This is a genomic window from Alteriqipengyuania flavescens (assembly GCF_030406725.1).
Lineage (GTDB): Bacteria > Pseudomonadota > Alphaproteobacteria > Sphingomonadales > Sphingomonadaceae > Alteriqipengyuania_B > Alteriqipengyuania_B flavescens.
On record NZ_CP129107.1, the window covers coordinates 1,720,792 to 1,745,434 of the forward strand.

The window sequence follows — 24,643 nt, forward strand, 5'->3', positions numbered from 1 at the left end:
AGCAGATCTTTGCTGGCATATTTCGCGATGCGGATCGCCTCACGGCCGGTCAGATGTATTTGCGGTAGTCGGTGCTCTCGACCTGGCCTTCCTTCATGTATTTCAAAATCTCGCCGACCATGCGTGCCGCCCGGATGGGGATGGGAAGGCGCTGATTCATCTGGGTCGAGTTCCAGTTGATCTTGGTGAGGGAGAACACCTCCTCGGCCAGCTGAGAGACGGTGCTGTCGCAGCTCGGATGGGGGCATAGCAGCAGCGGGCGTGGATCGTACATGCCGGGGTAGGTACCATAATAGGGCATGCTCCCATTTGTGTAGAGCAGGCCGTTCCCGCCGAGGTCGACGAAGGTGCCGCGGAGGACAGGATAGTTTCCGTCGCGGAGCAGCTTAACCGAGTAAGACTCTTGGACCCAGACAAGGTCACGCATCTCGGTACCGGCAGCCTCAAGCGCCTCCAAGATGCCATCGGCCTCATCGTCCTTGAAGCGCGACGTCTTCAACACGATCACCCTTGCTGGGAGCGTCTTGTGGTGAGTCTTGTAAGCGGCGAGTACGTTCTCGACGATCTCGCGCGCGTCCTCGCGCGTCATGTAGGGATGGCGCCCGCGGCTTTCGGTGTAGGCGCGCTTGCCCTTCAGCACGAAGCCGCGGCCTCGCTCGTCAAACATCTGGGCGGCGCTGGTGAAGAGCTGCTGGCCCCCAGCTTCGCGGTAGAAGCTGATGCCGATATAGCAGGCGGTGAACTCGCCCTCCTTCGGCATGCGCCGCCAGGGAATTCGCCCGCTACCCTTATAATAGAGCGTGGTAAGCAGGTTCCAGCTGCGGCCGGCCACGTCCTGGATCTTCCTGGCGCTGCTCTCCTTGATCTTCTGCGGGATCGACACCTTGTCGTCGACCGTATCCTCCCAGACGATCTGGATCGGGAAGGCGAGATGCATCGCGCGCGCCTTCAGCATACCCCGGAAGTTCGGCGCGTCCGAACCGCTGCTATCGTCCTTCTCGGTCGTGCCACCCGCATCCACCTTCGCGTTCCACACTCGTTCCAGCAGTCGCACTGGCAGCGCGACGATCGCCACATCGGGGCGGTTGCCGCCATCGGCGAGGGCTTCGAGCTCGGCGACGATCTCGTCCACCGCCATCTCGACGGCCTTCTGGTGGTCGGGTTCCTTCGCGATCCTATCGAGCTTACTCTGTGAAAGCGCCGCCGTGGCGCCTTCCTCAATCTCGAAGCGGCAGCGGTATGGGCTTTGGTTGCCCAAGCCTGGGAACGCCGGATGCATGTTAGGGTGCTTCTCGGACTTGCCATCGACGCCGCTCGCAGCCGTCTCGAGGAATTTCCGCGTGTCCTCGATCGTCTTGGCGTTGCCCACTACGCCGATCTTGATGACGTCCCCAACGAACGGCTGGAGAGGTCCAGCCTCGAACAGGCCGAGGCGGGGATCGGGATGGTAATGATGGTCACCGAACTCCAATTCGGGTTCCTTGAAGATTCGAGTGTCGAAGGAGTTCATGCGAATAGCCCCTCCTGCTGATCGGATGCCTCAGCCTTCTTTTTTCCGCCTCCCCAGCCGTCCTCTGGGACTCGCGTCTCAAGCTGAACCGTAGGCGGCTCACCGAAGCGGAGCCTAGGTTCCGTCGTCATCTCCACGCCGAAAAGGCCGCCAGCGGCCCGCTCGGCATCTCGGTCAGCCTGGGTCAGGAAGCGATGCCACATGATGACCTGTCCCCGCAGCGCCGCACTTTTGTCGAGCCGCTTTTTTCCGGCGAGAAGGGCGCCGGGATGCGGATGGGGCGTAAAGCCGTTGGTGGTGAAGTAGTAGGTGGGCGAGACGATCAGATACCACCTGTCGCCGAGGCGCTCGAAGCGCGGCGAGAAGGCGTGGTGGCGGACAAACGAGACCCTGCCGTCCTCTTTATCGCTCATGGCGACCATCACCACGTCAGCATCGGTCTTCTTCTTGGCGGATTCATAGGCGAAATTGCGGGGAACGTCCTTCTCCATCGCCCGGAAGTAGAGGATCTTGCGGTCCTTGCTCCAGTTTAGATCGTCACGCGTCTGGTGCCGAAGTGCCTGACGCAGCAGGTGCATGAACCGGTTCTGCTCGTCGACGTCGTCGTGGAAGGCCAGGTCGACGGTGTCGATGGCGTCGACCTGGTCGAGATCCACGATCTGGCTGCAGGCCGAACTGCGGGGGTCGTGGAACGACCAGAAAGTCCCACCCGCGATGGACCAGTCGAAGCGGGGCGTGTCCTCACCGTCGAGTAGGGTCGCGGTCGCACGTCGACCATCGTATGGAGTGGAGGCGACGTAGATCTCCTTCGGGAGCTCAATCGGCAAGATGTTGACCAGCGCCTCCTCGCCGCCGCCGAGGGCGGGGACGTAGTAGCCGAACCCGGCCTTCGGCACGGTCAGGCCCGCGAGCCGGTTGACGCTGCTGTTGTCGAGCACGTCGGCGGCCTTGTCGATCTGCAGGCGCCGTTCCGCCTGGTCACTGTCCCGCGATACCTCCTTCCAGTAGAAACTGTTGTCCGACCTCCGGAAGAAGACGACGATCACCGGCAGGTTCGATCCCTTCCAGTAGTCGAGATCCTGCCGACGAAGCAGATAGGCGAACCCGTCGTCGGTCTCAGAGGCGTAGCGCCCATCATCCTTGGCCTTCACTTGGACCGCGATCATCCGGGCCATAGGCTGGCCCTTTTCCATCACCTCGGCGATTCCGTCGATGCCGGCCTCCAACCTCGATCTGCCGTCGAACTGGAAGCCCATGGACAGAAAGCGGCCACGGACGGCGTTCTCGCCGATCTCGCCAAGTATCTGATTAGGAGTGAGCTGCTTTGGCATGTGGGTAGACTAGAACAATATGTGAACCTCCAACAAGAAAATGATTTGCATGAAACTAGGCTGCACGAGACAGATGAACGCACACGCTCCGTGCGACGGTTCCCGCCGGTCAGCCCGCCGCAAACCAAATGACCGCTCCTGTCAAATTGCGACATTCGCGCCGCCAGAAGCGAACGACTGACCCTGGTCGCGGGCCGCCATTGTTCAGTGGCGATCGAACGGCAGCTTCCCGCCTTTCGCGGCCCGGAACCTGCCTTTCAGCAAACGGCCCATGATTTGTCATCGAGTGCAGGCGTGCTGACGGTCGAACTCGGGAAGTCAATATCGTATTGATGATGCCCGAAAATTAGCGTGGAACGCCGACGTCGCTGGACCTTAAATAGCCTTTCAGTGCAGCGGACAACATGGCCGCAACGCAACCCCCACGTGGGATAAGCTACGCCAGATTTCCTCCGCTTGGACAATTGGGCGCGATCGCCCAAGCAAGTTAGCTGTGGAACAGAAGCTGCAGCGTGCCCATATGCTAAGCCATGTTGAAGACCCTTCGTATCGCACGCCGGGACCGGAAGCGCTTGGAGGAACTATTCAGCGTCACTTCCCGCTATGGACTCGGCCTTCTGCTGGCGCGGATAGGGCTGGACCGGACGGGCAGCGACGATGCCGGCGACGGGTCGTCACATAGCCTGCCTCGGCGCACTCGACTTGCCATGGAAGAGCTTGGGCCAACCTTCGTGAAGCTCGGCCAGATCCTGGCGACACGCGCCGATCTCCTATTTCCGGAATGGATCGCCGAACTCGAGCAATTGCATAGCAAGGCGCCGACGCTTCCCTTCGAGGAGTTGCGACCGATTGTCGAGGAGGCGCTTGGTGAGGCGCCCGAATGCACCTTTGCGGAATTCGATACAGAACCGCTGGCGGCGGCCTCCATGGCGCAGGTCCATCGTGCGACGCTGCACGACGGGCGCGCGGTGGTGATCAAAATCCGCCGGCCCGGCATTCGTCCGAGGGTGGAGGCTGATATCCGGCTCCTTGCGCATATTGCGACCCTTGCGGAACGCGGCAGCACCGAAGCCAAGCGCTTCGGACCGAGCCGGATGATGCGGCAGCTTGCGGACGCGATGGTCGAGGAACTCGACTTCACGAATGAAGCGCGCAATGCTGATCGTCTGCGGACGGATTTCGCGAACGAGCCCAGTGTCGTTGTGCCCGAAATCCACTGGGAATGGACGTCCGAGACGTTGCTCGTCATGGATTACATAAACGGTGTGCCGCCGAGCAATGCGCAGGCTCTGGTCGCTGCAGGGCTCGATCCGACCAGAATAGCAGCGCTGGGCGCCGACATGGTGCTCGACATGATATTGGTGAACGGCCGGTTCCACGGCGATCCGCACCCGGGGAACCTTCTCTGCCTGCCGGGCAACCATATAGCTCTGCTGGACCTGGGCATGGTTGGTTATGTATCTCCGCGCAGGAGAGAGGAATTCGTCAGCTTCGTGCAAGCGCTCAGCACTGGCAGCCCCGCGCAGCTCGCCGACGTGCTGACGCGGTGGTCAGTGGGCGACGACGTTCCGGCCGACCGCGTGCTCTCCGCATCCGAACGGCTGATCGCGCGCCATGGCAGCGGTCGATTGGTTCTGGGCGCCATGGTAACCGATTTCCTAGGGCTGATGCGCGACGAGCGCATGACGTTACCACCTGATCTTCTCCTGATCTTCAAGGCGCTGATCACGATGGACGGCGTGTTATCGAAAATTGAACCGGATTTCGACCTGACGCATGCCATGCGACGCTCTTCGTTTCGAATCGCGCAAGCGCGGTTGTCGCCCGAGCACTGGGCTCCCGTTCTGCAGGGCGTCGCCTGGGAATTGCTCAAGATCGGAGATGATGCGCCGCGCCTGATCCGGGCAGCGATCCGCCGGTTGGAGCAAGACAGAACGCCGCCGGCTTCATCGCCTTCGGATCGCAGCCGCGCGAGTGCCGACATTCGCTGGGTTGCAGCTGCAATCGTCTCAGGCGCCGTGATCATGGCGATAGCGCCCTGGTTTTATTAAGCCGTGGTCGGCGAGCCCGTCGAATTTCGGTTGGGTCATTAGCTGAATGGCAGCCTTGTGCGCTCACGCCGCTAACATCGGACAGTCGGCTTGCGGCCCAAGTGCGGTCGTGGCATTAGAGTTCGTCCTGCAGAATCATGCGCTGGCCTTCGTCAGCACTCCGCAGCCAGCAACCTAAGATGCACGAGGTGATCGGCAGATAACTTCATTGCATCGAATTACCGATCTGAACACTCGCTGGTCACCGCGAACAATTACGGCTGAATGGAAACGGCGGTATTCCGGAGGTCCATCACCCGCTTCCGTCTACCCATTGCAAATGCGCTGCGCGCATTTGGAGGACGATGGTTCTTGGAATTCTTGGAGGATTTTTTTGGAGCTTGCGGCATCGCATTCCATCCCACGCTTCCGATAAGACGAGTTAGATCAACGGGCCGAAACTTCCTGTAATAGCCCTTTCTTTTTTTCGGGAGCGGATCTCGCCCAGCGGCTTTTGCACGCTTTCGCGCGGTTGGCCCTAACGAACGTGAGATGATCATCCTGCGATGGGCAATGGGCCCTTGGGGGGCGTGATCTATGTGGAAGTGCTTCGCGAATGGTGCATCGATGCCTTTCGCAAGATAGGCAGCAGCTCTGGGACCGTATCGAACCCGTTGCATTCGAACGGAGCTCGGAGGTGCAACACCAAATTCCCTATGGAATTGTCGCCGTAAGAAATACATTAGGCGGCCGCACTTCCTGAAAGGCCAACGAAGCATCCAGTGCACATGGAGCGGGCCATGATGCCTTCGTCCGGAATTGTTCGCTGTTGGCGGGTTTTCGAATACCGCAATCGCGTCGAATGGTGAGAACGACCTGTTCTCCTTGACCATCGTATTCCAACGTCTTCTTGTATTCTCCCAGAACTTTTTGCGGAAAACGTCATAAGGTTTGTCGCCAGACTTGCTGACGTTAGGGAATTTCATGGTAATGAAAACATTGAGCGGCCTTCGTGCGGCATAGGCATACCGCTCTGCATGAAGGATTGCGCGGGCGCTTTCTGGGCGCAGGCATGTCCCTTTGCGCATGCGTTTCATGAAGGGGGTCATATCGGATTTCCGCATCGGAATTCTGATACCCCTAATTTCTTACTAAATCCTTTTATCGCATAGGGTTATAACAGAACCGTCGGTAGTACGCCCCCGGTGCAGGATTCCCCTTCGGGGAGGGAGCCGATGCTAGCGTGCTAATCTGGTCGGGTCTGGGACGAGTGTGGATGTAAAAAAAGGGGCGCGGATCACCTCGCCTCTATCCGTCAGACTGACGAACCAGACCCTTTCGCTTTTTGCAGCTTTGTCCAAGCCACATAGCCTGCCAAAACGCTTCTGCGGATGCGTGGCGGGCAGGCTGCGATCACCCAGTACAACCACGCGGCCTGCGCCTCGGTGTGGAGGCGGCCGATACGCTGAATTGCTGTCGGGTTCGGTCCATGGATCGAAATTCCGCCGACCCGTGCTGCGTGAACCAGTTGATCGTGCGGGATCACGGCGTGGATGTTCCGTTTGAGCCCGGATCGTGGAACGTACTTTGAGTACGACGAAGAATAAGGAAGTGGTGCCATTTTATGAGGCCGTGAAAACGATGGTGCGGCAGTGTGGATCAATGCCATTGTCTCCGGTGTGAAGAGCGTTTCGATGTGGCTGCGCATACGCTCAGGATCGTAGCCGGCGCCGTAGCCGTGCGCATATGAGGCAAACTCCGCCTCATCACGCCAGCGACGGGTGACGATGAATGCCCCAAACCCGAATGGTGCCGGCGGATCGAGAGCCAGAGGCGGGGGCAGGATGGAAAGCGCAACCATGCGTTCAGGGAAGGGCGAATAATTACGAAATCGCATCTAAAAATATCCTAGGAAAAGCGCAGCGGGCGGTTCCTTTCGAGAACCGCCCGCCGCTGATTGGATTGAAGGTGAGCGCTTGCGATCAGCCCAAGTCGATTGTCTCGTCGGCGAACCGCAATCGCAGGATATGCTCGGTGAACGCCTGTGCTCCGTCCTTGCTCGCAAGCGCCGTCCACGCTTCCCAGCGGTCGATCCGGTGAACCAGCCAGGCGAACAGACGATCGCGCGCGTACTGGTCGGGAAACGTCATGGTCCAAAGCACGCGGCCGAGCGGGATGTTCGCACCTTCGGGCGCACCGATAAGTTTGATCCCCCATTCCCTCGCGATCTGTTCGCGCACGAACCGGCCCGGCAGATTTTCGGCGAATGCCTCGTTGACCTTCAACAAGCGTTCGCGCTCGTCGCGGGTGTCTCCGCCATCGAGACCGCGCCACTGCGCGATCGTGGGCAGCCCAATCGGGATGGGAGCTGCCTCGGCACCGCGCGTGCTGGCCAGCGCAACGAGGATGGCTCTTCCCTCCGGGGTGAGATCGCCGGTCAAGCCTTCGGCGAGCTTGTGCCCTTCGAGCCACGATGCGTAATGGCGTTCGCCATCCCAGGCCCCGCCGAACAGATCGTTGGTCCGCTCCTCGATGTGCACGATGCGTCGATCAATGGCAGCGAGCACGGCGAGCAAGAACTCGGTCATGGCGGTGAACTCCCAGTTGGAGCCCCGCGCCATGCCAAGGCGACCGCACCAGATGTATTCGCGCAGTGATTTCCAGCGCTTTCCATACTCGTCGATGAGGTGCGGGTAGCCGTCCGGATCCGCGATACACCAGTAGCCGAAAGGCAGGTTCGGGTTGCGGCGCTTTTCATAGGGGATCTCGTGCTGGTCCATGATCAGCGCCCTCCCGGCTTGCCAAGCCGCGGCGGCGGCGGTGCCAGCACGGGGTCGGCCTTGCCAACGCTGCTGTCATCGATCGCTTTCAGCTGCCGGGCCAGCTGCACCGTTTCCGAATACATGTAGTCGATGCCGCGGTAGATCTCGCCCTCTTCGCGCGCGAGGATCGGCTTGGAATCCGATGGCACCAGATCGCCCGGCCTGTCCGCAGCGAAACCGAACCACCACGCGTTGTCCCCTGTCTGATCCTCAGCTTGGGGTCCATTGCGCCTGCTATGGACGTGGCATACGCGCACTGCCTCGTCCTCGTACCGCGAGCAGGCTTCGGCGTAATCGATGCCCCTATGCGGCGTGAGGCCGATTGCCGCCGGGACGGCATCCTCGCGGTACCCGTAGAGCGGGTGGCTGGGAGGAACCGCGACGAACCCACCCCAGACACCCGATGCCTGACGAAGGAGAATACAGTCGAGACCTGTCTCAGCGTCGTTCCAGGCGACTTTGTCGAACTTCTCATCGGTCCACGGTCCGGACCCTCGCGGCTGGCGCTTCTTGATGATGTAGAGTTGTTCGGGCCTCACCTCGTGATCGCCGATGGCGATGCGCTCGGGCAGGCGAGCGAGGTTGGTGTTTTTGGCGGTCGCGACAGCACGGCCGCCGTTCGATTTCTTCTTGGGCATTTTGAAATTCCTTCAGGCATAAAAAATGCCGCGCATCCTCGGTGGACGAGCGGCTCGGGTACGGTCTGCTTGCGGCAGATCCTTCGCGGCACGATGATGTATTTCGAGGCCCGTGCCGGGCTCCTGTTGGCATTTCCTAAGTCATCTTTTCCTCCTCTCTTTCAGCTCACTCTTTTCCGTCATGCTTATGACGAGTTCTCTATCTGCTATGCTGCGGCTCGGTAGACCGTACCGCGTAGGCCGCTTTCGGCCTTCTTGCCTCGTGCCCACGGTGCAAAGGACCGACGGATGAATTCGCTATTCGGCAGTGCCGCGCCTGCAGCGTCCGCGATAGCCACTAGCGTATTGGGCTGATGGCATTCGATTTGGCGGTGCGCGGCCAGGTGCCGGACTGTCAGAACGGCTGTGGTGAGGACATCTGCGAGCACCTGGTCACGCACCGTCGCCCAATTGCCCGCTTCGCAATGCTTGCCGATGTCTTCCGAAGGCGTCGGCTTGGATGGAACACCGACCGCTGCTGCAAGTTCGGGCAGGTGCACGCTGGATGCCTGAACGCAGCTTGCCCGGCACAGATCGAGCCGGCCTCTCGCATGTGGAGAGCCGTCGATCAGCTGGTGCGGCAACACCAGTCCATAGGTCGCCGCTGCACGGCGCAGGACGGCAAGGTCGCGAGCCTCACCTCCCCACGTGGTTGCGACCGCGCCGTGTTCCTGTTCAAGCGCGTTGAACAACGCCGTGACGATGGTCCGCTCGTCAGCATCTTCGGTGGTCAACACGAACGGTCCTTGGACCACCGGAACGGTTTCGCCGGCGACGAACTCCAGCGTCATCCAGCTGACCGCTGCGACCTGATGGAACGGCCAACGGATCGACAGCTCGGCATCCTTTCCTTCGGCCTGCGTGTAACCTTGGTGACGCGAGCGATCGAAAAGAAATTCTAGATCGAAGATCAGCCAACGGCGCGCGGTGGCGAGATGTCCGTCTCTTTTGCGTGCGAGGAACATCTGCGCTTCGTGCTCGAGCTTGCGAGACAGGCGCTCGAGTTCGCCGCCCAGCGGTACGATATTGGTCATGATGTATTTCCTTATGGCGCACCGGTGCCAACCGAGAAGTGCACCGGCGCATTTGCGTTGAATTGTGAATTGAGAAACGGACGCGATCAGCGATGCCGCTCGTGTGCGGTCACTGTGCGCGTGGTCATTGCCGGAAGGCCGTTGCGATAGCCCCAGGCCTGTTCGCGCTCGACCTTCTCGGGCGGCAGCTCGATCTGCCAGAACGGGCCTTCGGGATTCCACCGGTAGCCACGCGCTTTCAGCAGTTCCTTTTTCGAGAAGGGAGCGCGTTCGGCTTGCACTATCACCGAGGGCGTGTCGGCGGCCTCGATCAACCGCGCGAGGTGTGTGCGGATCGGACCACCGCCGGGATCACGCTGACGGTGCTGCAGGAGCCAGTGCAAAGCCCAGACATCAGATGCAGCGCGATGCGCGTCCGAAAACCATCCGGCATGCGCGAGAAGCGCGGACTGTGAGCGGCCGTCGAAGCCCAATTTCAGCCAATCGATTTCGCTGCACGAGCAGGCCCAGGCTTTGCCCGCCAGATCGGGATAACGGCGCTCTATGAACTTGGAGTCGAAGCGCGAATTGTGTGCGACGATCAGGTCAGCGCGATCGAGCAGACCGCGCGCGAAAGTATCGTTGATCTTCTGGCCCTTCAGATGCTGCGCGCCGAGCCCTGTGATGAGGCTGATCCTGGGATCGAGTTCACGGCCTGGATCCTGCAGCCAGCTGAACGGTCCGAAGTGGCCTATGAGCTCGCTACCATCGTCGACGAAGCAGAGCATGATTGCGAGCTCAATGATGACGTCGTGCTCTGCTGAAAGACCCGACGTTTCGGTATCGACAATGGCGACGCAACGACCATCGGGCACAGGTCCCATGTGGGGCATCGATGGATAGGGTTTTGGGACGCGCCGCAGCACGCGATAATCGTCGCTGCGTTGAAGCTCAGCCGCCAACGCTTCGGCGTCTGGTGACAGGTGGTCGGTGTTGATCATTCCTATTCTCCGGTTTCGTCGAAACCGGCGAGGCGCGGGACGCGCTTTCCGCATCCCTTTTCCTTTCGCCCTGCCGGCTTCAACCGGCAGGTCTCTCTTCAGTCAAATATTCCACCTTATTAGACGGTTCTGCGTTCCGGCTTCTAACGCTTTTGGGTTCAAGATAGTTGGAAACGGATTTATCGACCGTTCCTATCGTGCACCGCCGTATCGATGTGCCGGAACCTTTGTTTTCGCGCATACCGCTTCATCCGCTTCGGCGAACGGATCGAGGCCCATGGGAATTGCGCAAAAACGGTCGCAGTGACCGAACGCGTTTTGGACAACGCTTCGCGCTCATCTCGGCTTAGCGGTGAGGCGATCAGCTTGCGGAACTCGTCTGCGGCATCATTACGAAGCGACGTTAAAGTCCTGCCGTCTCTTGCTTCAGCACCAATCGGCACGCTCGCCGCGCCATGCTTGATTGCCGTTCGGTTGAGTTCATACGCAATGTAGCTCGCTATATCCGCGTCTTGGCTCCGGTGGGCTTGCCGCCAAGCCGCAAGTCCGGGGTGAACATCGAGGTTCAATGCGAACCGGTTCGGCGCCACCTTCGCGAGAAGTATTGTAGCTTGGAAGCGGGGATCGTCTCGTTGTCGACGATAGAATTCGGTTGCCCAGCCGTCGGTCTTTCTGACCGCAAACAATTCTCCCTTTTCGATCGTGACGCGACCAGACTGCACGGCCGAAGCAATCCAGCGGCGCTCATGCATTTGGATCGCAGCCAGCGCTTTCAGATGCTTCTGGATTTCGGGCAGCATCAGCCAGCGTTTCGGCGCGGTGAAGACCGTCGTTAGGACCTTATCGTCAAGAAAACGGTATCCTTTGTAGCATTCCTGCGAGGAAGCCAGCATCAGCCTGTTGGGATCAATGCTTTCAAGCTTCCTGCGAGCGCGAATGGATTCATTCGGGGGCGGGTTAGGGCCGCGGACATCTGCGGCACTCTCGTTGTCTTGTTGCAGCCAAGACATTTCGTAGGCAGGAAAGTGGCTCTCGACCCGATGCCGCCGCTCTCGACTGTCGCGCTGCACGAGGTAGCGCAGAGCACTTAATTTTCGTTGTCTGTTTTTGCGCAGCGCGTGCGCTGCTTTGTCCGGGTTTTCGTCAATACCAGAGTCGCTCTGACTGCGGTTGACTTCTTGACGAGGCTCGGGCTGCGTCTCAAGACTTGGCTCGCTGATCCGCCCTCTTGATTGCTCTGATGCCGTCCTACGTTGAATTCTCTCGGCTTCGCCTTGGTGTGATCGATCAAGCGGAATATCCAGTTCTACGGCCAGTTTTATCAGTCGTTTCCGTTCCCTCCGGGAGCCCTCGATCCGAATGGTGCCGAACTTTTTCTGGGCGAGCAGCAGTGCATCGATCCTGTGTTGTTTTGAGCTGGAATGAAGCGCTACGAAATTGCGGGTTTCCGTGAACGCCAGAACCTCGCCGTCATAAAATTCCCGGACGCCGTTGAGGCGCATAGGATTATACTTGTCCAGCCATGCTGGTTGATCATCGACTACGCTGCTGCTGGCTCCCCATAACAAGCCATCAATCGGTTTCGTTCTTTTGCGTCCACGCGTCGCGCCTCGTTCCTGCTTGATGGCGCGCTTGATCCCCTCGATGAAGTCGCGTTCGTATGTGCGATACTTGGCGCTTTGATCATTTAGAGGATCGTCATCTTGGTCCAGCGATAGACCAAGCTGTTTACGCTTTTTGGCGGCGCGCGCTTTTTGAGTAGCCCGGGCTGACAATCCATCGCGACCATGTCGTGCAGCAATTTCCGCAGTCAGCGTCGCAAGCCGTTTTTCTTCGGCTCTCTGTAGCTCTCGTTCGCGATCGCGGGCGTCGGCGTCTGCAGGAGGCTCACCGACATAACCCAGCGTTTGAAATGGCCTGAACCAGATATCCTTGGGCGGCTCCTGATATTCGGTCTGATTGAAACGATTGACGAGCTTCTTGTAGCCGGCTCCGATCGCGCTCGCCTTCACCCGCACCTTACTAGAAATATCGGCATCGACCGGAACGAAATAGCCACCGACAATCTTCCCCGCGGCTTCGTAAGGTTCGTAACGGAGGCCTACGCGGGCGAGACCACGGTGATACCCCTCCCAATCTCGAGCGCTTTCCCGCGCCGCTTTCGCAAGAATTTTGACTGAGGTTTCCGCCGGAACAGGTTTCCCCTCTTCGAGTCCATCCGGCGTGCGAAATTCATCTTCGATCTTGTGCTGTAAGCCAGGGACGCGAAGCATTCGCGAGGCATTTAGAATCCGTCCGTTCTCATCGGCGACTTTGATACCGGACAAGGTGTGGTAGACCCCTGTTTCATCGGCCACGTACCGCCTGTTTGGTTCACACGGCAGCATGTCGTCGCGTTCGCACAGAGCCGACGCGATATGAAGGGCCTCGATTTCGAAGCCCTGCCCCCATTTACTCAGGTTTCTCTGCGTCAGATCATATGCGTTGATAGCAAGGTGAAAATGCGGACGTGCGGTATCTCCATGAAGCCCGTAAAAGCCTGCACAGTTTTCAGCGCCCAAGACGCGTAGGAATGTATCGCGATGACGTTCGGCCATTTCGAGAGATACGGGGCCTTCGCGATAGGACACAACGATGTGCTTGAGGGCCCGTGGTCCGTACTGCGCGGTTAGGTATGCAAATGCGAGCGCGCGTTGATCGTAATCCTCGCCCTCCAAATGCATTGATCCGCGATCACGGATGCGGTCTTCATCCCCTTTATCGTTGACCGGATATCTGCCCATCTGCCCCAGTTCGTGAAGGCGCTCGAGATCATCATGGTCGAGCGTCAACCCGGCAACGTATTTGGCTAGTGTCCAACCGTAATCGCGGACCTTTTGCGAGCCAGCGGCAAAGCTCGCACCGCTCATGAGCTGAGACTTTATTCCGATACGCTTCGCAATCATGGCTTCGGCCTTGGTCGAGACTGGATTTCATCGCTCAGTTTGCGGCTCGGCGCGCGAAGGAAATCTTGGGCCGCAAGGTGGTTGGCCAGCTGATGCAATTCAACGCTCAGATTGAGCAACCTATCTGCCTGTTCGCCGACCGGCCGAAAGGCGAACTCGATATCTTTCGGCAACCTTTCCCAGACTTCGTTCCTGCTGGTCGCGATTTGTCCGATGCTGTTGATCGTACGTCCAGCCTTTGCGGCCTGCACTTTTAGCTCATCCGCCGCTTCGATGACCTGGCCTACGGCCTGATATAGCGCGCCAATGGCACCAATGACGGTAACCATATTGGGGGAGGCATAAAACAGCTTGTCGCGAACAAATGCCGAGATCGTGGCGGATCCTGCTGCCTGCTCCAGATAGGCTTTCTGCGCACTTGTGAGCGCAATCCTCATTTCATGACGATATGGTCCTTCGCACGGACCTGGGGAGAGGACCGCCCTAGCCTTTGCGGAAAGCTCTTCTGAAAATTCAGGCTTCATTGTGAAACCTTTCCTTCAGACCCGTGCCACGAAGCGCAGCGACACGGCACGGGAAGGAGCACGGAGTGTTCCCATCCTGTAATTTCAAGACACAGAGAATGGGTGATGGGATCGGATTGGATCAGCATGGCAGATCGATCCCCAATGCGGCGCAGGCATCGCTGATGTCCTGAGCAAGCGAATCGCTCGCAGAGAGAGCCGCCGAAAGCTCATCCTTGTCCGCCAACAAGGTATGGGCCTTACGACGCAAGGATTCCTCTGCTTCCTTGTGATCGATAGCGAGCAAGAGGGCCCTCGCCTTTGCCTGAGGCAAATGCTCGATGTAGGGGGTCCGGATATCGAAGAGTTTGGCGGTCGAGCTACGGTCGTCGTCCCCGCCCTCAGCTTCGCCTACATCGTTCGCATGGTAATCGCAGGCGGCTTCACCGCCGCCCCCCAATTCGGCGAGGAGACCTTCGCATCGGTCCAACGCAGGGGACTGATCGAAAAGGTCGTCTACACCGGCGGAGCCATCCGATTTATCGACCCGCAGATTGGGCCGGTCGGTCCTCACCGGGGTCGATTGGGAGCCCTGTACACGCTTGGAAGAAGCCGGCTCCACGTCCAAGGAGCTTACATCTCCAGGACTGGAATCGAACACTTTCTGGGGTTTGGGATCTATCCGCGCAGCCGTCTGCTGCGGAGCCGATGGACTGCTTTTGGCGGGCATGTTTTCGGCGGCTTGCGATGCTTTGGCGGCTGCCAGAGCAGCGTACCCATCGCGTGCTCTCCAGCGGAAGTGATTGCGCATCAGCCAGGCAATACGCTCGGCCAGAAGCCTGATTGCTACATCGGAAAGATCGGAACTTTTCGCAATTTTTCGAGCAAGCGTGATGGCCTTGATTGCCTTGGGACTCTTCGCTCCAGCGCCTTTGTTATTCTGTCCGGTCCCCGGCCACCCATGCTGGCGCAGTTGCGCGAGGATCGTCGCATCGTAGAGGCTTGTCCGCGCACAGAGCAGCACGGGAGGGTCCGGATCCAGTCCCGGCAGCAGCGTTGGTAGGCTGCTCATCTGGTGGCGATCGTAGGCCTTTCGGCCTGTTTCGTTGTTCGGATACACGCACTGACACTCCGTGGGATGATACGAAGTGCCTTTTAGGATGAGGGTGCAGGTCACCCCAAACCGGTCGCTGAGAAAATCGCGAGGCGGGCTTACGCCGCGTACTTGCCCTCGACAGTGCGGCGCGCCAGACCGACCCCTGTTAGCGCATCGAGGACCGGGCGTACAGTGGCCGCACGCTTGCCCTTGAAGGCACGCGCGATGTCCTGTGCTGCGAGGGGTTCCGGCGAACTGGACAGGATGGACTGAACCGCGCCGATCTGTGCTGGCAGGTCCTTGGGCCATGCGATGACATTGTCGGGCAGCGGGGCTGCCGTCTCGCCCAGATCCAGCGTTTCGTTGACGGGCGCCTGGTAGCCCGGATCCTGGAATTCGGGGCGTAGATAGCGGATAAGGCCACGCGTTTCTTCGGCGGCGCGTTCGCGGTTGAGCGCGACAAGGCGGGTGAGGATTTCCTCTTCCGGCAGGTCGGCCGGCCAGCCGTAAGCTGCGGCCACGGCGGCATCGATGGCGTCGTGATGGCGACGGATCAGGGTGACGAGGCCGCGGTCGTGGATGTCACGCTCGGTGTCGGTCAGCGGGCGGTCGGAGCGCAGGGCTTCGAGCACGTTGTAGAGCTTGGTCAGCGTCAGATCGTCATGGTCGGCCAGCACACGCTTGCGGAGCGCATCGAGCGCTTCGGCCTCGGTGCGGATCGAATTCGCGAGCGGTTCGGGGACATCCGCCGGGAATGGGAATGGGTCGAAGCATACGGACTTGGTGTAAATCGGGCGATCTTCGAGTGTCCCACCCAAACTCAGCGTCCAGACGACGTGAGCGAACGAGGTCAAGACGCCCAGATCGAAGGCATCATGGAGCGCAAAACACACAAGGCGATTATCTGGGACAGTTCCTGTTGGAAGAAACTGGAACACCCGGTGCTTGGCGGTCTCGACGGTCGCAATGTAGCGTTCGCACCCGCGCAGAGCCTTCCGGATTTCGCTGCGCTGTTCGCCGAATAACCACCAATTATCACGATAGGATGCGCGATTGTTGGTGTCGCGATGCGGTTTCACCTCGTCGAAGATATGCTGCCACACCGCCGGGTGCCGGTCGCGCAATTCGGTCTCGGTAAGGCCGTAGGTGTCGATCACCATGACGCCGCGCGAGCGGGCCGTCAGGTCCTTGCCGTTGCGGTAATCGAAGATCACCTGCGGCTCGTCGCCGATGCCCGAACGGATGCGCGGCGGCGTATCATCTTCTCCTCTGGCGATCGCCAGCGAACGCGGGTCGAGCCGCTCCGCCTGCTCCGGCGTGACGACAAAGCCTGAGCCCATCAGCTGCACGCCACGGGACGCAACCCGGGCATTCGCCTTCAGCGCAACCGCCTTGGTCACGTCGGCGCCGACACGCAGATCGGATCCGATGCGCCCGTATTGCTCAGCGAACAGGATCGTATCGGGCGCATCGCTCTCGTCGGTAACGGTCCGCAGCAGGCCTTCGCCTTGCGTGCCCGACGGCACGCCCACCGTCATCGCGATCCGCACCGCCGCGCCGTCCTTCTCGTCCACCCAGGGATGATTGGGAATAGCATAGGCGATTGTGACGCCTTTCCTGGCGTCGAGATGCTTTGCCGTGACCCTGCGGCTGAACACTTGCGTGATCGAATTGGTGGTGACGAAACCGAACCGCCGCGCAGCCCCTGCCCGCACTGCACTGGCCGCGCGATCCCACCAATGCATCACGAAATCGGCGCTTTCCGGAACGTCCGATACTTTGAACAGGGCATCGAAATATCCATCTCCCAGCCGGTCGCGGACGTCCTTGCCACCGATAAAAGGCGGATTGCCGACAATGAAATCGGCCTTGGGCCATTTGGCCGGACGGGGATTGGGATAAAGCCAGCTTTCGACCCGAGCCGTCTCGTCGGGCACCGGTTTGCCGGTCACCCGATGGGGTTTCATCGTCTCCCCATCCCAACGCGAGACGGGCCGGTTCTCCTCGTCGCGCTCCAGCACCTTCTCGTCGTAGTCGATCAGCGCATCGCGGTGTTCGATGGTGCGCAGGCCGGTCAGGATCGGCTCGTTCGGCATGCGCTCTTGCCCGTTCACGCGGAAGTGCCATTGCAGGTAACCGATCCAAAGGACCAACTGCGCAATCTCGACCGCGCGAGGATTGATCTCGAGGCCGAGGAAGTTTTCGGGCGTGATCGTGTGGCCGGTGAGATCGGCGACGTATTGCTTCTCGGCATCGCTGGAAGACAGCTCCTCCAACAGGTCCAGCACCTCGCCTTCCAGTTCCTTCATCCGCGCCATTGCGACATAGAGGAAGTTGCCCGTGCCGCAGGCGGGGTCGAGGACTTTCGTTCCAGCCAAGCGGGTGTGAAATTGCTCCACCAACAGCCGTGCGGCATCGGTCTTGCCATCATCGATCAGACTGGCAGCAGCGGTTCGAACACCATCCCAGTCGGCGCGCAGCGGCTCCATGATGGTGGGGGCGATCAATCGTTCGACATAGGCGCGCGGCGTGTAGTGTGCGCCCAGCTTAGCACGTTCTTTGGGGTTGAGCGCGCGTTCCAGCAGCGTGCCGAAGATTGCCGGTTCGACCTCGGTCCACTTGTGCTCGGCTGCCTGTATCAGCACCTCCAGCTCGTCCGCTTCCAGGTCGAGCGCGGTGCGATCCTTGAAAAGATAGCCATTGAACCGTTTCACCGGCACGCCGAGGGAGGGCGCGAATTCGCCCTGATCCATTGCCTGCCACAGGGCTGACAATTGCGGCGCAAGGTGCTCGGGGTGGGCCCGCTGGGCCTTCAATAGGCCGGTAAAGCTTTCCTCCGGGATCAGCCTGCTGTCTTCGGCGAACATCGTGAACAGCAGTCGCATCAGGAAACCGCTCACCCGTTCGGGATTGTGATCGCGGGCCTCCAGCCGCTTAGCCACCTTCGCGAGTAGATCGGCTATCTGGCGTGTAACGCGCGCAGCCTTGGCGGCAGGATCGAGGCTGAGGGGGGCGGTCCAGAGGCAACGCAACCGCTCGCGCACATCGGGATCGCGCAGATCCTCCAGCATGATCCGATAGCGTGCGCGGTCGGGAAATTGTGTGTAGGCCCTGCCCGTGCCCGAGAAGTCGGCCCAGATATCGAGGCAATAACCGACATCGGTGACGATCAGGAACGGCGGCCAGTCATGGTCCACCGGGAGAGAGCGAGCATAGCGTTCCGCCTGGCCCTTCGCGGCGATCATGGCGGCCGTCCAGCCGCCCGTTCCGCGCTTGGCAGTGCCCCGCTTCATGCGACGTGCCGCGGATTGGCCGAACAGATCGAGGTCCTCTTCGCCTGCTTCCGCAGCGCGCCGGTCTGCGTCCGACCCTTGCTTTGCTTCTAGGATGAACGCTCCCCGGCGATAGCAGTCGATCCGGCCGAAATTCGTCGTGCCGTCGCCGTTGTCGGCGAAGACGCGGCGTTCGAAAACGTAATCGTTCTCCGCATCATCCGGCTTGCTGCCATCCGGCGCCGGAACACCGATCAGATCGCACAGGCCGTTGACGAAACTCTGCGTATTGGCGAGTTCAGACCCCCCGGTATCTCGCCAGGCAGCAATGAATTGTTCAACCTTGTCGGTGGCTTCCCCCATGGACACCATTTGCCCACGAATAAGGATTAAAACAACCGCAACGTCAGGTCCGCTTCACCGTCCGCTCGCCCATCATCAGCAAATCTCCTGATTACGAAGAACACTGAATCAGCGGCTCGCTCTATTCGCAAGAGGAGTTTTTCAACAGAATAGGGCCGCTCCCGGACGGTCCGCTTTCAAGCCATTGGATGGCTAAACCTGACGTTCTAACTATGCAGACACACTCCCACACATCACCAACTTTGGCTCTCAAGAAGCGGATTATAACCGAAGGCATCTGGCGGTGGGATTTTATCACCTAGATATGAAAACAGTCACATCAGCATCGGCCTTCCCCAGCGAATGATGAAGGGCTTCGAACAAGGAGCGGTCGAACTTCGCGAAGACAAAGGACTACTCTACGATGGCGCACGCGTTTTTCGGCTCAGCGAGGACCCATTTCCCATCTGACATCGTCAGCTCTGCAGCGTAACGACGATACTCATCGTCTCCCAAAGCAAAATCGCACGTGAAATCGGGGTGGCCAAAGCCCTTGGATTTACAAAGACCCTTGTTGGCAGGTTCTGCTTCGGGACATCCTTCAGCCCAAGCGGCGGCGAGTTCCTCACGCTGCGGTGGCGGAATGGTCGGAGTTAATGGCTCTGCCGTTGCCTACGTTTCTGGAACTTCTTCAGGAGTGGTTTCATCCTGAGAGCTGCAGGCGGCAACAGCGAGGGCACACACTACGATTGCAAATCGCATGATCAAAATTCCTTCGGGTCAGTCAGACATCAACCAGACCGCTAATTGGCAGCTCGTTGGTTCCGTTACAGGCACGACGAATTCGCCTGCTCTAGGTTCCAGCTAAGGCCTCTCCCGCATTGGCCTAGATGCTTAAGATCGCTGCTGTTCGACGCATCTATTCAAGATGTCCTGAGCAAATTACCGCTGCCACAAACGACCAGCGCAGCGACATTGCTGCTCGCGCCTCCTTGTGCGACATCGTCTCCGGATGACCTATATTATCTACGTCGGTGCGGCATTCGCCGAGATCGCCGGTTGCTTTGCATTCTGGGCGTGGCTTCGGCTTGACCGGTCCCCGCATCGCTCACGCAACCCTCGAGGCATGCCTCGCGACCGAATGCGACGATCAGCTGATACCGACGCATCCTCCGGCTAGCGACCCCGATCACTGATCCACCGCGGTAATGCGCGGGCGGGATGCCGGCAGTGAACACGGCGCTGGCGCAGCTTGCGCCTGTACCGGGCAACTCCGAGCGCAACCGGCACAGCCTTGGTATCTTCGCTCAAAACTTGAAAGCTGTCAGAGGCAGAAGCGCGCTGAAAGCGGTGTGATTCGTCGGTTTGATTGCAGCCGATGCTAATCGAGGCCGGACGAGCTCCTCGTTATCACCATCTTTTCCGGGCTCATATCGGACATTGTATATCCGATACCGCCTGTTCCGAGACCGGAGTGCCGTCGACCTGCGAAGGGCATCCAGTCGACTCGGAAGGCGGTATGGTCGTTGACCAGCACTGTGGAGCCCGACAGGCGCTCGACGCAATAATCGGCAATGTGCTGTCGCTCGGTAAATACGGCGGCCTGAAAGGAATAAGGCAGCTCGTTCGCCTGGGAAATGGCTGCATCGATACTGTCGTATCCGTAGAGGCACACAACGGGCCCGAACACCTCCTCTCGCGAGACCTTGGCGGCGCGAGGCGGATCGATAAGAACGGTGGGATGATACAGCGTCGGGCCGATGCGCTTGCCACCTGCGGCTAGCTCGGCGCCGCTCTCGACGGCGGCCGCGACCCAGGCTTCGATCCGGTCGACCTCGGCAGGGCGAATGAGAGGACCGCACTGAGTTTCCTCGTTGGTGGGGTCCCCCACCTTCAGTGCCTTTGCGCCCGCAGCGAGCGCGGCAGCGAAGTCCGGCAGTTCGGCACGCGGAACGAACACCCGCTGGACCGATACGCAGACCTGACCGGAATGATAAAACCCCCCTTTCAGGAGCGACGGAATGACGTTTTCGCGTGGTATATTCTCATCGACGATGACCGGGGCCGCGCCCCCATGTTCCAGCGCCACACGTGTACCGGGTGCGAGCCTCGAACGGAGCATCCAGCCTACCTTGGCTGAGCCGATGAAGGAGAAGAACGCCGTTCGCGGATCCGTGACCATTTGTTCGGCGACATCGTCCGTGCAGGGCACGAAGCGGCACCAGCGTTCGTCTAGGCCTGCCTCGTACAGGATTTCCACGAAACTCTTGCAGGACAACGGAGTATCCTTGGCCGGTTTCACCAAAACGGGACATCCCGTCGCGACAGCGGGGCCAACCTGATGGGCGATCAGATTAAGGGGATGGTTGAACGCCGAAATCGCGACCACGGGCCCGATCGGCTCCCGAAAGGTGTAGGCTGTTCGGCCTGCGCCCGCCTCGGTCAGCTCCATCGGAATCTGGCGTCCGCCGCTCGCGAACAGTTCATGCACGCAGAGTTCGACGCTCTGAACGGCGCGGCTCGTTTCCGCACGGGCGTCGACAAGCGGTTTTCCGCCCTCGCGCGCGATCTGCATTGCGAGGCTCTCTGCACGCTCGTGCATGAGCGAGCTCGCACGCTGCAAGATGGCAATCCGCTCGTGAACCGGAATCCAGGCCTGCCGGTCTTCGTGCAACGTACGCGCCTCGTCCAGCCAGCGGTCGATCTTCGACCAGTCGACCAGGTCCACGCTGCCGATGCACTTCTGGTCGTAAGGATTGAGGACCTGCCAGGTCATTGGGGGCACTCCATCGCGCTCAGCTCTTCGATCAGAACTTTTCGGTTCTCCGAATAATCTACCGGCAGATCCACGAGGTGAACGCCGCCGCTTTCGAATGCGTCGTTCAAGGTCGGAAGCAGCGCTTGGCTGCTGTCGATCCGGTGGCCCGTGGCGCCATAACTTTTCGCGTAGGTGACGAAGTCAGGGTTGGCGAAACTCAGGCCGTAATCGGGAAAGCCTAGCTGTTCCTGCTTCCACCGGATCATCCCGTAAGCGGCATCGTTGAGAATGAGCACCACGAGGTTGAGGCCGAGCCTGACCGCGGTTTCCACCTCCTGCGAATTCATCATGAACCCGCCATCGCCGCACACGGCGAGCACGCGGCGTTCGGGCGAGAGCATCGCTGCCATCATCGCCGAGGGGAGACCCGCTCCCATCGTCGCCAACGCGTTGTCGAGCAGAATGGTGTTGGGTTCATGCGCGATATAGTTGCGGGCGAACCAGATCTTGTAGATACCATTGTCGAGCGCGACGATATCATCCCGGCCCATGACCGTCCGCACATCTGCAACGATGCGCTGGGGCACCATCGGAAAGCGGCCATCGTCGCTGCCTTGGCGGATGTGCGCGGCGATATTTTCGTGGACATTGGCGTAGGCTGCCGGGTCACTAGGGTGTTTTCCGCGTAGCCGGTTTCCCAGTCGCTCGATCGATCCGGCAATGTCGCCGATGACCTCCAGCTGCGGAAAATAGACCTGGTCGACCTCTGCGGCCTTGTAATTTATATGGATAACGGTGCGTCCGTCAGGCTCCATGTAGAAGGGCGGTTTCTCGACCACGTCATGGCCGATATTGACGATCAGGTCTGCGCGATCGATGGCACAATGAACATAGTCATCCGACGATAGAGCCGCCGTTCCCAGATACAGGGGGCTTGCCTCATCGAGCACTCCCTTGCCCATTTGCGTATTAAAAAACGGAAATTGGGTATCGTCGATGAACTTTCGGAGCGCCTTGCAGGCGCTACGTCGGTTGGCCCCGGCACCCACCAAAAGCAGCGGGCGATCCGCGGCGAGAATTCGCTCGGCAGCTTCGTCTAGCGCGGCATCTCCGGCCACCGCATATTGGCGGGGGTGGGGCGCAACGACCGGTTCGGAGGTTTCTTCCTCGGCAATGTCTTCGGGCAGCTCCAGCAGAACTGCACCGGGTCGCTCTTCCTGAGCTCTCCTGAAACCTTCGCGCACGAGCGAAGGAATGCGCTCCCCATTCACGATCTGCTTCGCCATCTTACATAATGGGGTGAAAAGCGAGACGACATCGACGATCTGGAACTGCGCCTGCTTCGAGACCTTGATGGGTTTTTGGCCGGTTATCATGACCAGAGGGAAAGCGCCCAGAGCGGCATAAGCTGCCGGCGTCGTGAGGTTTGTCGCCCCCGGCCCCAGCGTGGCAAGGCATACGCCGGCTTTACCGGTTAGGCGTCCATAGGTTGCCGCCATGAACCCCGCTCCTTGCTCGTGCCGGGTAACGATCAGGCGGATCGACGAGGTGCGTAGCGATTCAAGCAAATCCAAATTCTCCTCGCCCGGAACCGCAAAAATATATTCGACGCCTTCGGCTTCCAACGCGGCGACAAGAAGATCGGATGCTTTCATGGAATGGTTCTCGCGTTGGTAAGGGCCTGAGGGGCTGTCGGTGAAGAGTCTTTTGCTCTGCGGGTGATTCAGACTGTGACGGTGAATTGCCCCATCATTCCCGCGTCTTCGTGCTCGAGAATGTGGCAGTGGTACATGTAAGGCAAATCAGCGTCGGTGTAGTCCTCGAACCGCAAAAGGAGCCGCACGGTCTCGCCTGGATAGACGACAACCGTGTCCTTTAGCCCCTGTTCCGCCGCATCAGGCGCACGGCCGTTCCGGTCGAGGATACGGAACTGCACGTCGTGAATGTGAAACGGGTGCGCCATCATGGAGGCATTCTCGACTTGCCAGATTTCGGTGGTATTTACCCGCACCGTCTCATCGATACGCTGCATGTCCATCGATTTGCCGTTGATGGTAAAACCGCCTTCACGCATCATGCGCATTCCCATGCCCATATCGAGAACGAACCGGCGCGTTCGGACCGCATCGCCGGGATCTATCCGGGGCAATGTGGCAAGCCGGCGAGGCATCACGATGGCCTTGGTCCGGCCCTCGGCAGGTCGGATGTCCAATACGGTGAATTGACGCCGCTCGTCCATCATGCCGCCCATCATCCCATCGCGGCGCTCCCGTTCGCCCATCATACCGTTCCGGCCACCTCGCTCGCCCATCATCCAGTTGCCCATCGGCCCGTCGGACTCGCGCATGCGCCCGGACCCTCTCATCCCCCGGCCCATGTTTCCCATGCCCATGATTTCGAGGCCGTCCGCAAGCAGCGAAACCGGCCTTCCATCACTGACATCGACGATTACCTGCGCGCGTTCGCCGGGAGCGAGAACAACATTGTCGGTTGGCAGCGGCGCGGCGAGAAAACCGCCGTCGGTGCCGATCTGATGAAAGCTGCGGCCATCGTCGAACCCGAAACGGTAAAAGCGTGCGTTCGAGCCATTGACCAGGCGTAGCCTCAGGCGATCGGACCTTGCCTCGAAGACGGGCTCGACGACGCCGTTGACCAGCATCGTATCGCCCATCATTCCCATCATAACATTGTGCATTCGCGTGGAGTAAATGAAGCTTCCATCGCTCGCGAACGCGCGGTCCTGCACGATCAGCGGTATATCATCGACCCCATAATCGTTTGGAAGATCGAGCGCTTCGCTGGCGTTGTCGCGGACATAGATCATCCCAGCCAACCCCTGGTAAACTTGTGGCCCCGAGCGACGGTGCGCATGCGAATGATACCAGAACATCGATGCGCGCTGGCGGACATCGAAACGCGCGGTCCAGCTGCCTCCCGGCCCGATCGGTTGATGCGGTCCGCCATCGGCGCGCGCAGGGAGATGAAAACCGTGCCAGTGGACGGTCGCCGTTTCGGGCAGATCGCTCGTGACATTCATCCGCACCGTATCGCCGGCGTTCAGCTCAAGCGTGGGGCCGAGGTAGGACTGGTTGATACCGATGGTCGGCGTTTCGATCCCTTCAAAAAATCGCGAGACGCCGTGGCGTAGATTGAGATCGAAAACCCTCTCGCCGCTTTTTCGCTCGCCCGAATAAAGAGGAGGAATGCGAAGTTGCGAGCGCGCCGTTGCTGAAGCAAGCGTCGCATTCCGGCCGGTCAACAGATCGCGCCCGGTAAATGCGGCTATTCCGAATGCACCTGCGCCGAGCACCGCACCGCCAAGAATGGAACGTCTGTCGATCAT

Annotated in this window: 15 protein-coding genes; 1 reads left to right on the forward strand and 14 read right to left on the reverse strand. The window is 59.8% G+C overall.

The window, feature by feature from the left end; all coding sequences use genetic code 11:
* Positions 1-49 precede the first annotated feature (49 nt).
* Entirely contained in the window at positions 50-1,510 is a 1,461-nt protein-coding gene (locus QQW98_RS09000; RefSeq protein ID WP_290134628.1) for an argonaute/piwi family protein, read from the reverse strand.
* Positions 1,507-2,841 carry a DUF4365 domain-containing protein gene (locus QQW98_RS09005; RefSeq protein ID WP_290134629.1) on the reverse strand — a complete coding sequence of 445 codons (1,335 nt, stop codon included), beginning with the start codon at positions 2,839-2,841 and terminating at the stop codon, positions 1,507-1,509. The genes QQW98_RS09000 and QQW98_RS09005 overlap by 4 nt, the downstream gene beginning before the upstream one ends.
* A gap of 530 nt (positions 2,842-3,371) precedes the next feature.
* On the opposite strand from QQW98_RS09005, the gene QQW98_RS09010 reads away from it, so the two are divergent.
* Entirely contained in the window at positions 3,372-4,892 is a 1,521-nt protein-coding gene (locus QQW98_RS09010) for an ABC1 kinase family protein (RefSeq protein WP_290134630.1), read from the forward strand.
* A gap of 1,294 nt (positions 4,893-6,186) precedes the next feature.
* Here the strand turns inward: QQW98_RS09010 and QQW98_RS09015 are convergent.
* From QQW98_RS09015 to QQW98_RS09070, 12 genes are all read right to left on the reverse strand, one after another.
* A complete protein-coding gene (locus QQW98_RS09015; protein ID WP_290134631.1) occupies positions 6,187-6,768 on the reverse strand; it encodes a hypothetical protein in 582 nt (193 codons plus the stop codon).
* A gap of 85 nt (positions 6,769-6,853) precedes the next feature.
* Positions 6,854-7,651, reverse strand: coding sequence for a hypothetical protein (locus QQW98_RS09020; RefSeq protein ID WP_290134632.1), 798 nt, complete (start codon positions 7,649-7,651; stop codon positions 6,854-6,856).
* Between the two features lie 2 nt (positions 7,652-7,653).
* Complete coding sequence (locus QQW98_RS09025; RefSeq protein ID WP_290134633.1) at positions 7,654-8,331, reverse strand: hypothetical protein; 678 nt, start codon at positions 8,329-8,331, stop codon at positions 7,654-7,656.
* A gap of 206 nt (positions 8,332-8,537) precedes the next feature.
* Positions 8,538-9,404: a hypothetical protein gene (locus QQW98_RS09030; protein WP_290134634.1), complete on the reverse strand. Its 867-nt coding sequence runs from the start codon at positions 9,402-9,404 to the stop codon at positions 8,538-8,540.
* A gap of 86 nt (positions 9,405-9,490) precedes the next feature.
* On the reverse strand, positions 9,491-10,384 hold the full coding sequence (locus QQW98_RS09035; protein WP_290134635.1) for a 3'-5' exonuclease: 894 nt from the start codon (positions 10,382-10,384) through the stop codon (positions 9,491-9,493).
* A 179-nt stretch (positions 10,385-10,563) separates the two neighbouring features.
* Positions 10,564-13,329 carry a relaxase/mobilization nuclease domain-containing protein gene (locus tag QQW98_RS09040; protein WP_290134636.1) on the reverse strand — a complete coding sequence of 922 codons (2,766 nt, stop codon included), beginning with the start codon at positions 13,327-13,329 and terminating at the stop codon, positions 10,564-10,566.
* Complete coding sequence (locus QQW98_RS09045; RefSeq protein WP_160765886.1) at positions 13,326-13,853, reverse strand: hypothetical protein; 528 nt, start codon at positions 13,851-13,853, stop codon at positions 13,326-13,328. The genes QQW98_RS09040 and QQW98_RS09045 overlap by 4 nt, the downstream gene beginning before the upstream one ends.
* Before the next feature lie 121 nt (positions 13,854-13,974).
* Positions 13,975-14,952 carry a hypothetical protein gene (locus tag QQW98_RS09050; RefSeq protein WP_290134637.1) on the reverse strand — a complete coding sequence of 326 codons (978 nt, stop codon included), beginning with the start codon at positions 14,950-14,952 and terminating at the stop codon, positions 13,975-13,977.
* A gap of 92 nt (positions 14,953-15,044) precedes the next feature.
* Complete coding sequence (locus QQW98_RS09055; protein WP_290134638.1) at positions 15,045-18,563, reverse strand: class I SAM-dependent DNA methyltransferase; 3,519 nt, start codon at positions 18,561-18,563, stop codon at positions 15,045-15,047.
* 1,360 nt (positions 18,564-19,923) lie between these two features.
* Positions 19,924-21,318 (reverse strand): aldehyde dehydrogenase family protein, encoded by a 1,395-nt coding sequence (locus tag QQW98_RS09060; RefSeq protein WP_133496373.1) that lies wholly within the window; start codon positions 21,316-21,318, stop codon positions 19,924-19,926.
* Positions 21,315-22,955, reverse strand: coding sequence for an acetolactate synthase large subunit (locus tag QQW98_RS09065; protein WP_290134639.1), 1,641 nt, complete (start codon positions 22,953-22,955; stop codon positions 21,315-21,317). Before QQW98_RS09065 ends, QQW98_RS09060 begins: the two co-directional genes overlap by 4 nt.
* A 68-nt stretch (positions 22,956-23,023) precedes the next feature.
* Positions 23,024-24,643, reverse strand: a complete 1,620-nt coding sequence (locus tag QQW98_RS09070; protein ID WP_290134640.1) for a multicopper oxidase family protein — start codon at positions 24,641-24,643, stop codon at positions 23,024-23,026.

Bases quoted from the DNA above. Each gene is read 5' to 3' on its own strand.
- QQW98_RS09000 (WP_290134628.1), bottom strand. From the start codon at position 1,510: ATGAACTCCTTCGACACTCGAATCTTCAAGGAACCCGAATTGGAGTTC.
- QQW98_RS09055 (WP_290134638.1), bottom strand. From the start codon at position 18,563: ATGGGGGAAGCCACCGACAAGGTTGAACAATTCATTGCTGCCTGGCGA.
- QQW98_RS09065 (WP_290134639.1), bottom strand. From the start codon at position 22,955: ATGAAAGCATCCGATCTTCTTGTCGCCGCGTTGGAAGCCGAAGGCGTC.
- QQW98_RS09025 (WP_290134633.1), bottom strand. From the start codon at position 8,331: ATGCCCAAGAAGAAATCGAACGGCGGCCGTGCTGTCGCGACCGCCAAA.
- QQW98_RS09005 (WP_290134629.1), bottom strand. From the start codon at position 2,841: ATGCCAAAGCAGCTCACTCCTAATCAGATACTTGGCGAGATCGGCGAG.
- QQW98_RS09020 (WP_290134632.1), bottom strand. From the start codon at position 7,651: ATGGACCAGCACGAGATCCCCTATGAAAAGCGCCGCAACCCGAACCTG.
- QQW98_RS09070 (WP_290134640.1), bottom strand. From the start codon at position 24,643: ATGATCGACAGACGTTCCATTCTTGGCGGTGCGGTGCTCGGCGCAGGT.
- QQW98_RS09030 (WP_290134634.1), bottom strand. From the start codon at position 9,404: ATGACCAATATCGTACCGCTGGGCGGCGAACTCGAGCGCCTGTCTCGC.
- QQW98_RS09045 (WP_160765886.1), bottom strand. From the start codon at position 13,853: ATGAAGCCTGAATTTTCAGAAGAGCTTTCCGCAAAGGCTAGGGCGGTC.
- QQW98_RS09015 (WP_290134631.1), bottom strand. From the start codon at position 6,768: ATGCGATTTCGTAATTATTCGCCCTTCCCTGAACGCATGGTTGCGCTT.
- QQW98_RS09010 (WP_290134630.1), top strand. From the start codon at position 3,372: ATGTTGAAGACCCTTCGTATCGCACGCCGGGACCGGAAGCGCTTGGAG.
- QQW98_RS09040 (WP_290134636.1), bottom strand. From the start codon at position 13,329: ATGATTGCGAAGCGTATCGGAATAAAGTCTCAGCTCATGAGCGGTGCG.
- QQW98_RS09060 (WP_133496373.1), bottom strand. From the start codon at position 21,318: ATGACCTGGCAGGTCCTCAATCCTTACGACCAGAAGTGCATCGGCAGC.
- QQW98_RS09035 (WP_290134635.1), bottom strand. From the start codon at position 10,384: ATGATCAACACCGACCACCTGTCACCAGACGCCGAAGCGTTGGCGGCT.